Genomic DNA, 13,537 nt, shown 5'->3' on the forward strand with positions numbered 1-13,537 from the left:
CCCTTCAAGGGCGCTGGCTCGATTCGATCCGGGCTTCGATCTGGGCCTCGAAATAGCGTTGCAGCGTGAAGGTGATCGACGACAGCAGCATCGTGGTCCCGACCAGCAGCGCGGTGATGACGCCGAGCACGGCCAGCCAGCCGCCGGGGGGGGTGCCCTGGCCTGCAGGTGCCGTGGGGTTGTGGCGCGCATCCCACCGCTCGTCACTGCTCAATCCACCGAGAATCGCCGCGAACATGCTCGCCACGATCGACAGCCCGCCCAGCGGCAGCAGCCACGGGGCGGCGTGGTCGTCGATCCCGAAGGCCAGCATGCGCTGCACCCCGGCCATGCCCAGCAAGGTCATCGGCACATGCACCCAGCCCCACACGTCGCGCAGGCCGTGCAGGTAGAAGCGGTGCAGCCCGAAGCCGCCCCCCACCACGGCCAGCCAGGTCGCCAGCGTCTTCGACTTCACGCGGGTCATGCCGAGGCTCCGGGCTGTGCGGTCGTCGGGTCCAGCGTGTCGCCTGCGCCCAGCATCCGTTGCATCATCACCACATCGAGCCAGCGGTCGAATTTCCAGCCGACCGAGCGCATCACGCCGAGTGTCTCGAATCCGCAGGCGCGGTGCACGCCGATGGAGCCGAGGTTGTCCGAGTCGCCGATCACCGCGAGCAGTTGCCGTGCACCCAGCGCCGTGCACTGCGCGATCAGCTCGACCAGCAGCAGTCGGCCCAGCCCCAGGCGGTGGGCGCGCGGGGACAGATAGATCGAATCCTCCAGTGCGTAGCGCCATGCGGGGCGGGCACGGAAGTGGTTGGCGTAGGCGTAGCCGAGCACCTCGGGCCCTTGGCCGAGGTCATGTTCGACGACCAGCCAGGGCAGGCCCTTGCCGAGCACATCGGCGCGGCGGCGGGCCATCTCGGCCAGGTCGGGTGCGTCGATCTCGAAGGTGCCGGTGCCGTGGTCGACGTTCGCGGCATAGATCGCCGTGATGGCCGGCAGGTCGGCTTCCTGGCTGGGACGGATCGTGGGAGCGTTCATGGGTGTCCGGGAGAGTTTATAATCTTGGGTTTTCCGACGACGGCTGACCGGCAAGCATGCCACGCAGCGTGATCTAACGGGGTCGGGAAGAAAGTGGTGGTCGCTGGCAGGTCTTCTGGACTTGCGAGCGGCATTGTCTGATCTGCTGGCCTGAGTGTCTCCTGGTCGCGTGGGTCTCTGGTTTTGTCTTCTCTACCTTTGATCAAGGAAACATCATGGTCGTGATCCGTCTTTCCCGTGGTGGCGCCAAGAAGCGCCCGTTCTACAACCTGGTCGTGGCCCACAGCCAGAACCGCCGTGACGGCCGCTTCATCGAGCGCGTCGGCTTCTACAACCCGGTCGCCTCGGGTCAAGCCGAAGCCCTGCGCGTCGCCTTCGACCGTGTGGACTACTGGACCAGCGTCGGTGCGCAGCTGTCGCCCACCGTCGAGCGTCTGATCAAGCAGGCCAAGTCCACGGTCGCTGCGCCCGTCGCTGCCGCTGCCTGATTGCCCTTGCCCTGACCGCCCTGAGCACTCCCACCATGACCGTGACCACTCCCGATGACGCCGTGGCCTGGCCCGATGACGCCATCGAGGTCGCGCGGGTGGCCGATGCCTGGGGCATCAAGGGCTGGCTGCGGATCCAGCCGTACGCGGCGGATCCGCAGGTCGTGTTCAAGGCACGGCACTGGTTCCTGCAGCCACCGGCCGGCAAGCCGCGCGCCAAGGATGCGCCCGCCTTGCCCAAGGTGCTGAACGTCACGCTGGTCAAGGAGCACAGCGATGGCGTGATCGCCTCCGTGCGCGAAGTCGCCGACCGCAACGGCGCCGAGGCGTTGCGCGGTGCACGCATCTTCGTGTCGCGTTCGATCTTTCCGAAGACGGACGACGGCGAGTATTACTGGATCGACCTGATCGGCCTGAACGTGGTCAACCGTGACGGCGCGGCGCTGGGCACGGTCGCCGAAATGATGGACACCGGCGCCCACAGCGTGATGCGCCTGACCGCCGAGAGCGTCGACGAGGCCGGCGCGCCCCGCACCATCGAGCGCCTGATCCCCTTCGTCGCCGCCTACATCGACGATGTCAGCCTGACCGAGCGGCGCATCGTCGCCGACTGGGGTCTGGACTACTGACCCCGCTGCGCCTGCCGTGCGCTTCGACATCGTCACCCTGTTTCCCGAGCTGTTCGACCCGTTCCTGAAGGTCGGCGTCACCCGCCGCGCCTACACGACGGGGCAGGTCGACGTGCGCCTGTGGCCGCTGCGCGACCACGCCGACAACCCCTACCGCCGGGTCGATGACCGCGCCTACGGCGGCGGACCGGGCATGGTGATGCTGGTGGAGCCGCTGGAGCGTGCGCTCGCGGCCATCCGCGCCGACCGGGTCGAGGCCGCGCCGGTCCTCCTCTTCAGTCCGGCCGGCGCCACGCTGACGCAGTCGCGCGTGCAGGCGCTGGCCGCCAGCCCGGGGGCGATCCTGGTCTGTGGCCGCTATGAAGGGCTGGACCAGCGTTTCATCGACCGCCATGTGGACGAGGAAGTCAGCCTGGGTGACTTCGTGCTGTCGGGGGGCGAACTGCCCGCGCTGACGCTGCTGGACGCCGTGACGCGCCTGCAGCCGGGTGTCCTGAATGCAGCGGCCTCGCACGAGCAGGACAGCTTTTCCGACGGCCTGCTCGACTGCCCGCACTACAGCCGCCCCGAGACGCTGGGGGAGGACGCCGTGCCACCCGTGCTGCTGTCGGGCCACCACGCGCACATCGCCACCTGGCGCCGCGAGCGGCAGCTGGAGCTGACGGCGCGCCGCCGTCCCGACCTGATCGCCGCGGCTCGCCAGGCTGGCCAGCTCAGCCGGGCCGATGAGCTGTACCTGTCGAAAATCCGGCTATAATCTTGGGTTTTGATCCTCTGCCTGAAGGCAGCCGGGTGCTCGGCATGAGTCCCCGCCCTTGCAAGCACGATCGCCTGGAGCTTCCATGAACCTGATCCAAGAACTCGAGCAAGAAGAAATCGCTCGACTGAACAAGACCATCCCCGTCTTCGCCCCTGGCGACACGGTGATCGTCAGCGTCAACGTCGTCGAAGGCACCCGCAAGCGTGTGCAGGCCTACGAAGGTGTCGTCATCGCCCGCCGCAACCGTGGCCTGAACAGCAACTTCATCGTGCGCAAGATCTCCAGCGGCGAAGGCGTGGAGCGCACGTTCCAGCTGTACAGCCCGCTGATCGCCTCGATCGAAGTCAAGCGCCGCGGTGACGTCCGCCGCGCCAAGCTGTACTACCTGCGCCAGCGCAGCGGCAAGTCGGCACGCATCAAGGAAAAGCTGGCCTGATCGCTGGCTCACCCGCCGACCCAGGCATCCTGCACGCAGGACACCTCGGCAACAAGGCCGCCTTCGGGCGGCTTTGTCGTTTTCGGCCTATGCTGAACGGCATGTCTCGACCGCCCACCCTGATCCGCGATCCACGTGCCGTGCCGGTGGCCAGCGCGGACTCCCATCTGCCGGCGCTGCCCGGTGATCGTCTGCAGCCTGCCCTGCTCAAGGCGCGGTTCGCATCACCGCCCGACTGGCAGCCTGAATTCCGCGGCGATGGCGGTGGTCCGCTGTCGGCGCGTGTGCCGGCCGCTGCGGCCGTGCTGGTGGCGCTGGTGGTGCGCGAGGAGGGTCTGCGCGTGCTGCTGACACGCCGTACCGACCACCTGCGCCACCACGCCGGGCAGATCAGTTTCCCGGGCGGGCGGGTGGATCCCGGCGAGGTGGATCCGGTCGTGACCGCATTGCGCGAGGCGCGCGAGGAAATCGGGCTGGAGGACCGGCACATCGAAGTGATCGGCGCCTTGCCTGCCTACACCACTGTCACGTCCTATGTCGTGACCCCGGTGGTGGCGCTGGTGCATCCGCCCTTCGATCTGCAGATCGACGGCGGCGAGGTCGCCGAGGCGTTCGAGGTGCCACTGGAGTTCCTGATGACGCCTGCGCACCACCGGCTCCACCTCTTCGACACGCCCACCGAGCGCCGCAAGTTCCTGTCGATGCCCTGGCACGGTCCGTCGGCGCAAGGTGACGAGCGCGAGTACTTCATCTGGGGCGCCACAGCGGCGATGCTGCGCAACCTCTACCGCTTTCTGGCTGCCTGATTGTTGATGCGCATGATGGCCTGTGCCGTGTCGTTGTTCACACCGTTATCATTGACGGCATGAGTTTTCTTGCCGTCCTGCTGGCGCTGATCGTCGAACAACTGCGGCCCCTGCCGCAGGGAAATCCTGTGCACGAGGCCCTGATCGACTGGGCCCGCTGGACCGCACGCAACTTCGACGCGGGCCGCGAACACCATGCCTGGGTGGTCTGGGCCGTGACGGTGTTCACCCCGGCGCTGCTGACCTGGGGGGTGTTCGAACTGCTTCACCACCAGAGCTTGCTGCTGGCACTGGGCTTCAACCTGCTGATCCTCTACCTGACGCTGGGATTCCGCCAGTTCAGCCACTATTTCACCGACATCCGCGACGCCCTGGAGCAGGGTGACGAGGACCGCGCCCGCCGTGTGCTGCAGGAGTGGCGCCACCTCGACGCCAGCGAGCTGCCGCGCACCGAACTGCTGCGCCACGTCATCGAACACGCGCTGCTGGCGGCGCACCGGCACGTGTTCGGCGTGTTCTTCTGGTTCGTGCTGGGCTCGGCGCTCGGGCTCGGGCCGGTGGGGGCGGTGGTCTACCGCATGTCGGATTTCTGCGCCCGCTACTGGGCCTTCAAGATCCGTGCAGAAACCGCCCCTGTCAACGGGGCGCTGATGCTGCGGTCGCAGGCGGCGTTCGCGGTGCTGGACCATGTGCCGGCCCGGCTGACGGCAGCGGGTTTTGCGGTGGTCGGCAATTTCGAGGAGGCGGTGGATTGCTGGCGCCAGCATGCAGGCCTGTGGCAGCAGTCGAATGACGGCATCCTGCTGTCCGCCGCTGCCGGGGCCTGTGGCGTTTCGCTGGGCGGGGCGGATGCGCCGGCCCTGAGTCTCGGAACCTTCGCAGTGGCCTTGCCCGGTGAGGAGGCTGTCGGTGGCCAGGGCAGCACGCCGGGTGCGCCACCCGCCCTGTCGCACTTGCGTACGGTGGTCGGGCTGGTCTGGCGCTCGATGGTGCTGTGGATGATGCTGCTGGCCTTGTTGTCGCTGGCGAACCGGCTGGGCTGAGCGGGTGGGGCATATCAGCCCTTGAGCGTCTGCACCGTCAGACCGCCCGCCAGCGCCATCATCATCATCGCGACGCCTGCGTCGAACACCCGCCACGTCTGCGGCCGCCGGAACAGCGGCGCCAGCCGCCCCGCCGCCCACGCCAGCAGCGTGAACCACAGCAGGCTGGCCGTCATCGCGCCTGCGGCGAACACCCAGCGTTGTTCCCCCTGCGCATTGGCGAGAGATCCCAGCAGCACCGTGGTGTCCAGCCAGGCATGGGGATTGAGCCAGGTGAAGGCCGCCACCTGCAGCAGTGCCGTCGACAGAGCCATGGGCGCTCCGCCTTGGGCATCGAGGCCCTGTCCGTCGGGCCGCCATGCCCGGCGGGCGGCGCGCAGGCCATACACCGACAGGAACAGGATCCCGCCGACCGTCAACAGTGGAATCGCCAGCGGGAAATGGGTGGATGCGGCGCCGATGCCGGCCGTTCCCAGCGCGATCAGCACAGCATCCGAGATGGCACAGAAGGCGACCACCGCGGCCACATGTTCACGCCGGATGCCCTGGCGCAGGACAAACGCATTCTGGGCACCGATGGCCATGATCAGGCCCGCGCTGGCGGCCATGCCGAGGAAGAAGGTGGTGGTGTTCATGGGGGAGAGCGTAGGCAGGCAGGGTGATTCAGTCCAACTAAACTTCCTAACCATGATTAAGCTGAACTTCATTTTATGATCGACCTCGCCGCGCTGCGTGCGCTGTCCACCGTGCTGCGCCTGGGCAGCTTCGAGCGGGCGGCACGCGAGCTGCACGTCACGCCCTCGGCCATCTCGCAGCGGGTCAAGGCGCTGGAGGAGCGGCTGGGCTGCGTGCTGCTGATCCGCGCGTCGCCGGTCACGCCGACGCCGGAAGGCGCGCGGCTCTACCGCCATTACCTGCAGATCGAGATGCTGGAGGCCGACCTGCAGCACGACCTGCAGCCGCTGACAGAGCCGGGCGCGCCGGGCACGCGCGCGCGCTGCATCCCCGTGGCCGTCAACGCCGACAGCCTGGCGACCTGGGTGGTCCCGGCGATGGCCGATTTCCATGCCCGCACCGGCGACACGCTGGCGCTGCACGTCGATGACCAGGACCACACCCGCGAGTGGCTCAAGAGCGGCACGGTGTTCGGCGCGGTGACGGCGGCGGCGGAGCCGGTGGGGGGCTGCCGGGTCGATGCGCTGGGGGCGATGCGCTACATCGCGGCGGTGAACCCGGCGTTCGCGGCGCGGCATTTTGCGGACGTGACGCTGGCGGAAGGCTTCCGCCGCGCGCCGATGCTGGTCTACAACCAGAAGGACCAGATGCAGCACCGCTTCCTGTCCGACGTGATCGGCGAGGACTGCACGCCGCCGCAGTGGTGGGTGCCGTCGGCGCAGGGGTTTCTGGACGCCGCCATCGCCGGGCTCGGCTGGGGGCTGCACCCGGTGGCGCTCGCGGCCCCGGCGCTGAAGGCGGGCACGCTGGTGGATCTGTGTCCGGGGCACAGCGTCTCGGTGGCGCTGTACTGGCAGAGCTGGCGGCTCGATTCGGCCAGCGTGCGTACGCTGCGGGACTGCGTCTGGCGGGCGGCGTCGGCGGTGCTGGATCAGTAGTGCGTGCGCCCCAGTTCGTCCCGGATCTCCAGGTAGATCCTGTGCCGTGACGGCGCGATGTCGCCACGCGCCAGCGCCGCCAGCACGGCGCAGCCCGGCTCGTGGTCATGGCTGCAGTTGGCGAAGCGGCACTGGCCGAGGTAGGGCGAGAGGTCCGGCATCCACGCCGCCAGGTCTTCCACCGGGATGTGGCGCAGGCCGAATTCCTGAAACCCCGGTGAGTCGATCAGCGCGCCGGTGTGCGCATCGTCGAGCCAGTACCAGCGCGTGTGCGTCGTCGTGTGGCGGCCCGAGTTCAGCGCCACCGAAATCTCGCGCACCGGCGCCGCCGCGTCGAGGCCCAGCAGGTTCACCAGCGTGCTCTTGCCCGTGCCGGACGGGCCGAGCACCAGTGTCGAGCCGGTGGCGAGCAGGTCGGTCAGCTTCGCACGGGTGGTGTCCGGGTCGGCCTTGATGGCGACCTCGACCACGTCGTAGCCCATTTTCACGTACGGGGCCAGCCGCTCGCGGGCGAGCTGTGCGGACTCGATCAGGTCGATCTTGTTCAGCAGGATGCTGACCTTGATGCGCGCTTGTTCGGCGGCGATCAGCGCGCGGGCGAGCTGGCTTTCGCTGAACACCGGCTCGGCGGCGACCAGGATCAGCAGCCGGTCCAAGTTCGCCGCGAAGGACTTGGTCTTCCACTCGTCCTGGCGGTAGAGCAGGTTGGTGCGCGGCTCCATCGCCTCGATCACGCCCTCATTGCCGAGCGTGTCGGTGGGCTGCCAGCGCACGCGGTCGCCGACGACGAGCTGGCTTTTCTTGCCGCGCGGGCTGCACTTGATCTCGCGGCCCTCCGGCGTCTCGACGAGGTAGTGGCGGCCGTGGCCGGCGATGACGAGGCCGATGTCGAGTTCAGGTGTGGGCATGGAGGGCGGCGAGGCGTTCGGACGCGGGCGGGTGGGAATAGTGGAAACGCACGTACAGCGGATCGGGCGTCAGCGTGGTCGCGTTGTCCTCGAACAGCTTGAGCAGGGCGGATTGCAGGTCGGTGGCGCGTGCCTGCTGGCGGGCGTAGGCGTCGGCCTCGAACTCGTGGCGGCGCGACACGGCGGCCGTGATCGGCGTGATGAAGAAGCCGAACACCGGCCCGGCCAGCGTCAGCAGCAGCAGCGCCAGGCCGTGGTTCGGCGCCATCATGTTCGGCTGCACGCCCAGGCCCGTGTAGAAGGACGGCTGGTTCATCAGCCAGCCCAGCAGCGCCAGACTCGCCAGCCACACGCCCATCACCGTGACCAGCCGCTTGGGCACATGGCGGTGGTGGAAATGGCCGAGTTCGTGGGCGAGCACTGCCTCGATCTCCTCCGGCGACAGCCGCGACAGCAGCGTGTCGAAGAAGACCACGCGCTTGCTGGCGCCGAAGCCGGTGAAATAGGCGTTGGCGTGCGCCGAGCGCTTGGAGCCGTCCATCACGTACAGCCCCTGCGCCTTGAAGCCGCAGCGTTGCATCAGCGCCTGCACGCGGCCCTTGAGCGCCTCGTCGGCCAGCGGGTGGAACTTGTTGAACAGCGGCGCGATCACGGTCGGGTAGAGCACCTGCATCAGCAGCGTGAACCCGGCCAGCACCGCAAACGCCCACAGCCACCACAGCGGCCCGGCAGCGGCCATCAGCCACAGCACCAGCGCCATCAGCGGCACCCCGACGACGATGCCCACCACGGTGCCGACCAGCGCGTCCTTGAGCCACAGCCCCCAGCTCATGCGGTTGAAGCCGAACTGCTGCTCGATGCGGAAGGTGCGCCAGAGGTCGAAGGGCAGGTCGATCACGCTGCCGATGGCGCTCACCGCCACCAGCAGCGCCACCTGATACCCCAGCTCGCCCCAGCGCGGCAGCGCCCAGTCCAGCACGAGGCCATTGACGGCGTCCAGCCCGCCCAGCAGCGTCCAGCCCAGCAGCATCGCGCCACCCCAGGCGGTGGTCAGCAGCTCGAAGCGCTGGCGGGCGATGGTGTAGTCGGCGGCCTTCTGGTGCGCGTCCAGCGAGACGACCCCGGCGAAGGCGGCGGGCACGGCGCCGCGGTGCTGCGCGACGTGGCGGATCTGGCGGCTGATGAGCCACAGTCGGGTGCCGAGCATGGCCACGAGGGCGGCGGCGAAGGCGGTCGTCACGGCAAGCGAATTCATGGCGGGATTCTCGCCGATGGCGCGTGGGAAAATCCCGGCACTTTCTGGAGCCCTTGATGACCGAGCCGACCGCCGCTGCCGCCACCACCCCGATCCCCGTCCTGGCCCGCCATGACCAGAACCTCGTCTGGGTGGACATGGAAATGACCGGACTTGACCCCGCGACCGACCGCATCATCGAGATCGCCGTCGTCGTCACCGACGCGCAGCTCACCGTGCGCGTCGAAGGCCCCGTGATCGCCATCCACCAGTCCGACGCCGTGCTCAACGGCATGGACGCCTGGAACAAGGGCACGCACGGCAAGAGCGGCCTGATCGACCGCGTGAAGGCGTCCACCGTGACCGAGGACGAGGCCGCACAGCAGGTGATCGCCTTCCTGAAGCAGTACGTCAGCGCCAAGGCTTCGCCGATGTGCGGCAACAGCATCTGCCAGGACCGGCGCTTCATGGCCAACTACATGAAGAAGCTCGAAGCCTTCTTCCACTACCGCAACGTCGATGTCTCCACGCTGAAGGAGCTGGCGCGCCGCTGGCAGCCGGGGCTGGTCGAAGGCTTTAAGAAGCACCAGAAGCACACGGCGCTGGCGGACATCCATGAGTCGATCGAGGAGTTGCTGTATTACCGGGCGCACATCCTGAAGGTTTGAGCAGCCCCTCGACCCGCTCGGACATGAAGTCGTCGGTGACTTGCAGGCCGGCGAGGAAGAAGCTGTCCCAAGCCGAATTCAGTGGCGCAATGATGCGTTCCTGACCCACGACCCGCACGGTCACCACACGAGTCTCGGCTGGAAACCGCACATCAGCAGGCAGACGCACGGCCTAGGTGCGGTTGTTCGTGAAGATGGTGCTGGTGGTCATTGGTCACCTCGGCGGAAGGGGGCTTGCTATATACATTGCCCGCGCAGGCATGGTCGATCGGGTGCTCCGCTCAAAAGCCGACCACGGTGACCACCGCTTGCAGGAAGAAGTCCCGAGGAAATGAGGCCCTTCCATGCTCGTCGCACAGGTGCCAGAGCGTCGTGAAGGTGCCGTTGCGGGCGGGGGCGGTGAAATCGAGGTGCAGCGCCACGGACTGACCCGGTGCGGTGTCGGGTACGGCGGTACAGGCTGCGCTGCAGCGCAAGTGCGCATCCTCCACGGCTTCCAGCCCTTCGCCCGTGCGTCGTGCGATGACCAGTTCGTCGTCCAGTCGAACCAGCCGCCGCGCCTGCCAGGCGACGGTGCCGACGTTGTGCAGTGACCAGGTCTGGGTGAATGTCTCGCCTGGGGCGATCAGCGTGGGGTGCTCGTGCGTGGGCAGATGGGGAATGACGGCGACCGCGTCGCCTGGGGTGGTCTGGCTGCGCACGACGCCAGCAGCGGCTTGGCCGCGAAGACTGGCCTGGTGGCCGTGGAGATAGTGCCGCAGCAGCACGATCGGCGACACCTGCAGCGCCCCTGACAGCCGCGTCAGCGTGTGCACAGAGGGGTCGCGCGTGGAGCCATCGAGCAGCGAATACAGGTGCGAGCGCGTGATGTCCGCCTTGTCGGCGATGTCCGACATCGACAGCGCCAGTTCATGGCGTTGGCGCCGGACCAATTCCTGAATTGGCGTGCTGGCGCCCGAGGTTTGCCGTGGCATTCGGGTTTCTCCCTGGGTTTTGTCCGGCGACTGGGTGCGCCGTTTTGTTGACTGTGGAATTTCTCACATTTGTAAAGAGGGTGTGAAATTTTTGTGTATCTGTCCGCTATAGCGGACATGGGCGGTGCGTAGGATCCGTGCGGATTTCGCATAACAGGCGCACGTCGGTACACGGAACTTTGTGGTTCTCGGGCTAGGCGGGTGCGGCAGGGGGAGGGGTCTTGCGGTGGGCGCCGGAGTGGCGTGTAGCTGCGCAATCAATTCCCCGTTTTTTTATCACCGGCTCAGGTGGGAGTCGGCTGCATTCCTGTGTTGTTACAAATTGGTGGATTTATGCGCTTTAAATTTTCTCTGACCAAGGTTGCTTTCGCGTCCGCTGTACTTCTTTCTGGTTGTGGAGGCGGTGGAGATAGTAGCGTTGATCAAAATATCACAGGTAGGGTGGCTGATGGATATATAAGTGGCGCTATTGTTTTTTGGGATTGCAATAATAATATGATAGTGGATTCCGGCGAGATTTCCACCAATTCCGGTGCGCATGGCGTATATAATATATCTCCCCCACCGTCTGCTTCGTGTGTTCTTCGAGCCTATGTCCCTGCAACTGCGATTGACGAAGACACCAACTCACCTGTAGGGGCGGGGTTGGTTCTTTCCTCAGTTAGTGGGTCGCCGTATTTTATTAGCCCTCTTACTACACTGATTGAACTGGGAGCGGTAACAGAGGCTGATTTAAATAAAACAATGGCGGGGTCAACTGTCCCCGCCTCAAAGGACTACATTGCCGCAGGATTAAGTGGGGTTCAAAATCACGTTGCGGCAAAATATGCAGCCGAGGCATTAAAGGCTGTGGCTGGGCAGATTGTTGTTGGCGATGTCGATGCTAGAAGAAGAATCGTGTCGAACGCATTTTCATTGTTGCCGCCGGAAGCGTTTGTATCAAAATCAGTAAAAGACCAGTCTGTGTACGAAAAATTTTTCTCTGACATTAAAGGTGTTGGACGAATTAATCCATTGGCGGCATTTCTGGGTACGGCGGAATTTGCTATCAATGAAGAAGCTTTCTCGATCAACGACCCCCGCCGGCCTGTTGTGCAGGCTGCGCTAGACGCTATAAAAATGCATCCGCAAGTTATTGTTGGATCAAATATTAGGTGGGGATCTTTGCCAGAATCGGTAAGACTTAACTTCGCTTCAAAATTAGCCGATGGAAATATTTTTCCAGAAACAGATGAGGTTAAAAAGTTGCGAGATGTATTGTTTAATGAAGCGCAAAAAGCTAGAGAAAAAATAAATGCAGCAAAAGATAAATCATTGCGCGCCCAAACGGTCACTATTTTAAATAATGCGACGGATGCGGCAATGACTTCTGTTAGCTCTGCTATGGCACTTTTCCCTGGGCCGAGTTATGCGGCGTCAGTCGCCAGAAAAGAAGTGGCTCTTGGGAAATTTGTGGATTCAATTAAGATACTAAAGACACTAGAGAAATATCCAAAACTAATCGAGTCTATGCCGGATTGCGCCAAAGCCTTGGAGAGGGCAATTGTTATTTTTGGGTATAAGGAGCTGGAGCTGAAAGATGGCACTGAAGTGGCCATGAGTTTTTTGAAGTGCGCTAAAGGATTTACGAGTGAAAATATGGGGGTTATTGTTTCGGCATTCGATGCAGGAAAGTCTGCAACCGAAATTGGAAATGCGCAAAGCCTGGTTGAATTGTTGTCCACTTTAAATGATGTCACGTCCTCTATTATGGATATGGCGGGACTCTCGGTTGTGAAAGCTATTTTTGATGAATGGGATCTGGTGGTCGTAAAAAGGCAAAAATACCTGATTGATCAAATTAGGGATGGGAATTTGGCTGATGCGAAAATGCAAAAAACAATGGATGATGTTATTGGGTCACTTAATTCTCTGTATGAGGATTTGGGTGAGCAATTAATATCGGCCAGATTACGCCCTTATATTCATATGGTGGCTGATTCATGTTCTGGTGGGTATTTGTTGGTGAAGGGTCGCTGTTATATGGCGCCTACGGTTTCTTCGGTGTTGCCGATTCAGGTGGTGCTGAACCAGGCCACCCCCTTCACCATCACCGGCCAAAACCTCCCCCTAACCTCCGTCCTCTCCATCGCCGACGCCACCTGCCAGACCCCCACCAACCGGACGGCCACGGGCTTCACCGTGGTCTGTACGCCGGGTGGGGCGGCTGGGAGCAAGGTGGTGACGGTCAAGACGGATACGGAGGTGAACAGGGGGGAAGTGATTAATCCAAGTAAGTCAATTACTGTGACGGCTCAGACAAGTAAATACCCTGAGGGAACTTGGTATAGCGTCTCAAAAAATATCTTATCGACCGAAAATGTTGCAAAAATTGATGGGAATATTGTTAACTCCCAGCCTTTCGGGGGATTGTTCTATAAACTTAATTCACCTGTTGATGCAGATAATATAACATTCGAGGTGTCGGCGGTTTTTGCGTCAATGCCGGGTACTTATTCGGGTTACGATATTGCCTTTGCCCTAAACAACATGTTCACCTCGGGGGAGGTTGATAGTAATAATATACCGTCTCCAACACGAGTGCTGCAGGCCAACTTTAGAACAAATGGATGGTCTGATATAATTACAGCTATTACGGAAAATGGAAATCAGGCTATATACATAGGTACAACTGACACAAGACAGTGGCATTTATATAAGGTGACAACACTAAATGGTGTTATTGGTGTCTACGTGGATAATGTGTTGAGGTATACTATGCCATATGCTGGCAGCATGGGCATGTCTTCCGCTTTCACAGCCAATGGCTTGTCTGGAATAATGATTGACCCTGCTTCTTTAAAAATATATCCGACACGGTAATTTGGTTCGTGCCGCATGGCACTGCCGAGCTGGGCAAGGGTCTGGATGCTGCGATCAAGCGCCAGTTGGGTCTGTGAAACCGGAGACGCA

Annotated in this window: 16 protein-coding genes; 9 read left to right on the top strand and 7 right to left on the bottom strand. The window is 63.4% G+C overall.

Annotated features, from left to right (window positions below):
* Positions 1–4 precede the first annotated feature (4 nt).
* Both U5O44_RS03555 and U5O44_RS03560 read right to left on the bottom strand, forming a co-directional pair.
* Complete coding sequence (locus U5O44_RS03555; RefSeq protein WP_322587074.1) at positions 5–466, bottom strand: TM2 domain-containing protein; 462 nt, start codon at positions 464–466, stop codon at positions 5–7.
* Complete coding sequence (locus U5O44_RS03560) at positions 463–1,026, bottom strand: GNAT family N-acetyltransferase (RefSeq protein WP_322587075.1); 564 nt, start codon at positions 1,024–1,026, stop codon at positions 463–465. Before U5O44_RS03560 ends, U5O44_RS03555 begins: the two co-directional genes overlap by 4 nt.
* 215 nt (positions 1,027–1,241) lie before the next feature.
* On the opposite strand from U5O44_RS03560, the gene rpsP reads away from it, so the two are divergent.
* The 6 genes from rpsP to U5O44_RS03590 all read left to right on the top strand — a co-directional run bounded on the left by rpsP (position 1,242) and on the right by U5O44_RS03590 (position 5,188).
* Positions 1,242–1,514: a 30S ribosomal protein S16 gene (gene rpsP / locus U5O44_RS03565; protein WP_322587076.1), complete on the top strand. Its 273-nt coding sequence runs from the start codon at positions 1,242–1,244 to the stop codon at positions 1,512–1,514.
* Between the two features lie 35 nt (positions 1,515–1,549).
* Positions 1,550–2,143: a ribosome maturation factor RimM gene (gene rimM, locus U5O44_RS03570; protein WP_322587077.1), complete on the top strand. Its 594-nt coding sequence runs from the start codon at positions 1,550–1,552 to the stop codon at positions 2,141–2,143.
* Between the two features lie 16 nt (positions 2,144–2,159).
* Positions 2,160–2,900 carry a tRNA (guanosine(37)-N1)-methyltransferase TrmD gene (gene trmD / locus U5O44_RS03575; protein WP_322587078.1) on the top strand — a complete coding sequence of 247 codons (741 nt, stop codon included), beginning with the start codon at positions 2,160–2,162 and terminating at the stop codon, positions 2,898–2,900.
* Positions 2,901–2,985: 85 nt separating this feature from the next.
* Positions 2,986–3,339, top strand: coding sequence for a 50S ribosomal protein L19 (rplS, locus tag U5O44_RS03580; RefSeq protein ID WP_322587079.1), 354 nt, complete (start codon positions 2,986–2,988; stop codon positions 3,337–3,339).
* A 101-nt stretch (positions 3,340–3,440) separates the two neighbouring features.
* A complete protein-coding gene (locus U5O44_RS03585) occupies positions 3,441–4,145 on the top strand; it encodes a CoA pyrophosphatase (RefSeq protein ID WP_322587080.1) in 705 nt (234 codons plus the stop codon).
* A 59-nt stretch (positions 4,146–4,204) separates the two neighbouring features.
* Positions 4,205–5,188 carry a CobD/CbiB family protein gene (locus U5O44_RS03590; protein WP_322587081.1) on the top strand — a complete coding sequence of 328 codons (984 nt, stop codon included), beginning with the start codon at positions 4,205–4,207 and terminating at the stop codon, positions 5,186–5,188.
* Between the two features lie 14 nt (positions 5,189–5,202).
* On the opposite strand, the gene U5O44_RS03595 is transcribed toward U5O44_RS03590, so the two are convergent.
* The gene (locus U5O44_RS03595; RefSeq protein ID WP_322587082.1) at positions 5,203–5,823 is read right to left on the bottom strand and encodes a LysE/ArgO family amino acid transporter; all 621 of its coding nucleotides are present in this window, start codon (positions 5,821–5,823) and stop codon (positions 5,203–5,205) included.
* 75 nt (positions 5,824–5,898) lie between these two features.
* Here U5O44_RS03595 and U5O44_RS03600 point away from each other — a divergent pair, with 75 nt between their 5' ends.
* Positions 5,899–6,801: a LysR family transcriptional regulator ArgP gene (locus U5O44_RS03600; RefSeq protein WP_322587083.1), complete on the top strand. Its 903-nt coding sequence runs from the start codon at positions 5,899–5,901 to the stop codon at positions 6,799–6,801.
* Here the strand turns inward: U5O44_RS03600 and rsgA are convergent.
* Both rsgA and U5O44_RS03610 read right to left on the bottom strand, forming a co-directional pair.
* Positions 6,795–7,709, bottom strand: coding sequence for a ribosome small subunit-dependent GTPase A (gene rsgA, locus U5O44_RS03605; RefSeq protein ID WP_322587084.1), 915 nt, complete (start codon positions 7,707–7,709; stop codon positions 6,795–6,797). The two genes, U5O44_RS03600 and rsgA, sit on opposite strands and share 7 nt — an antisense overlap.
* Positions 7,696–8,964 (bottom strand): M48 family metallopeptidase, encoded by a 1,269-nt coding sequence (locus tag U5O44_RS03610; protein ID WP_322587085.1) that lies wholly within the window; start codon positions 8,962–8,964, stop codon positions 7,696–7,698. The genes rsgA and U5O44_RS03610 overlap by 14 nt, the downstream gene beginning before the upstream one ends.
* Positions 8,965–9,020: 56 nt before the next feature.
* Between U5O44_RS03610 and orn the strand changes: the two genes are divergently transcribed.
* On the top strand, positions 9,021–9,611 hold the full coding sequence (gene orn / locus U5O44_RS03615; protein ID WP_322587086.1) for an oligoribonuclease: 591 nt from the start codon (positions 9,021–9,023) through the stop codon (positions 9,609–9,611).
* Here orn and U5O44_RS03620 read toward each other — a convergent pair.
* Together U5O44_RS03620 and U5O44_RS03625 are read right to left on the bottom strand one after the other, a co-directional pair.
* Entirely contained in the window at positions 9,520–9,780 is a 261-nt protein-coding gene (locus U5O44_RS03620; RefSeq protein ID WP_322587087.1) for an AbrB/MazE/SpoVT family DNA-binding domain-containing protein, read from the bottom strand. The two genes, orn and U5O44_RS03620, sit on opposite strands and share 92 nt — an antisense overlap.
* A 112-nt stretch (positions 9,781–9,892) precedes the next feature.
* Positions 9,893–10,585, bottom strand: a complete 693-nt coding sequence (locus U5O44_RS03625; protein WP_322587088.1) for an NBR1-Ig-like domain-containing protein — start codon at positions 10,583–10,585, stop codon at positions 9,893–9,895.
* A gap of 312 nt (positions 10,586–10,897) precedes the next feature.
* On the opposite strand from U5O44_RS03625, the gene U5O44_RS03630 reads away from it, so the two are divergent.
* Positions 10,898–13,447 carry a hypothetical protein gene (locus U5O44_RS03630; RefSeq protein WP_322587089.1) on the top strand — a complete coding sequence of 850 codons (2,550 nt, stop codon included), beginning with the start codon at positions 10,898–10,900 and terminating at the stop codon, positions 13,445–13,447.
* Positions 13,448–13,537 lie beyond the last annotated feature (90 nt).

The sequence above is a fragment of the Sphaerotilus sp. genome (assembly GCF_034519685.1).
GTDB lineage: Bacteria > Pseudomonadota > Gammaproteobacteria > Burkholderiales > Burkholderiaceae_C > Sphaerotilus.

Coding starts and splice junctions, on each gene's coding strand:
- orn (WP_322587086.1), top strand. CDS start 9,021: ATGACCGAGCCGACCGCCGCTGCCGCCACCACCCCGATCCCCGTCCTG.
- rimM (WP_322587077.1), top strand. CDS start 1,550: ATGACCGTGACCACTCCCGATGACGCCGTGGCCTGGCCCGATGACGCC.
- U5O44_RS03595 (WP_322587082.1), bottom strand. CDS start 5,823: ATGAACACCACCACCTTCTTCCTCGGCATGGCCGCCAGCGCGGGCCTG.
- U5O44_RS03560 (WP_322587075.1), bottom strand. CDS start 1,026: ATGAACGCTCCCACGATCCGTCCCAGCCAGGAAGCCGACCTGCCGGCC.
- rsgA (WP_322587084.1), bottom strand. CDS start 7,709: ATGCCCACACCTGAACTCGACATCGGCCTCGTCATCGCCGGCCACGGC.
- U5O44_RS03610 (WP_322587085.1), bottom strand. CDS start 8,964: ATGAATTCGCTTGCCGTGACGACCGCCTTCGCCGCCGCCCTCGTGGCC.
- U5O44_RS03555 (WP_322587074.1), bottom strand. CDS start 466: ATGACCCGCGTGAAGTCGAAGACGCTGGCGACCTGGCTGGCCGTGGTG.
- U5O44_RS03625 (WP_322587088.1), bottom strand. CDS start 10,585: ATGCCACGGCAAACCTCGGGCGCCAGCACGCCAATTCAGGAATTGGTC.
- rplS (WP_322587079.1), top strand. CDS start 2,986: ATGAACCTGATCCAAGAACTCGAGCAAGAAGAAATCGCTCGACTGAAC.
- U5O44_RS03585 (WP_322587080.1), top strand. CDS start 3,441: ATGTCTCGACCGCCCACCCTGATCCGCGATCCACGTGCCGTGCCGGTG.
- U5O44_RS03600 (WP_322587083.1), top strand. CDS start 5,899: ATGATCGACCTCGCCGCGCTGCGTGCGCTGTCCACCGTGCTGCGCCTG.
- rpsP (WP_322587076.1), top strand. CDS start 1,242: ATGGTCGTGATCCGTCTTTCCCGTGGTGGCGCCAAGAAGCGCCCGTTC.
- U5O44_RS03590 (WP_322587081.1), top strand. CDS start 4,205: ATGAGTTTTCTTGCCGTCCTGCTGGCGCTGATCGTCGAACAACTGCGG.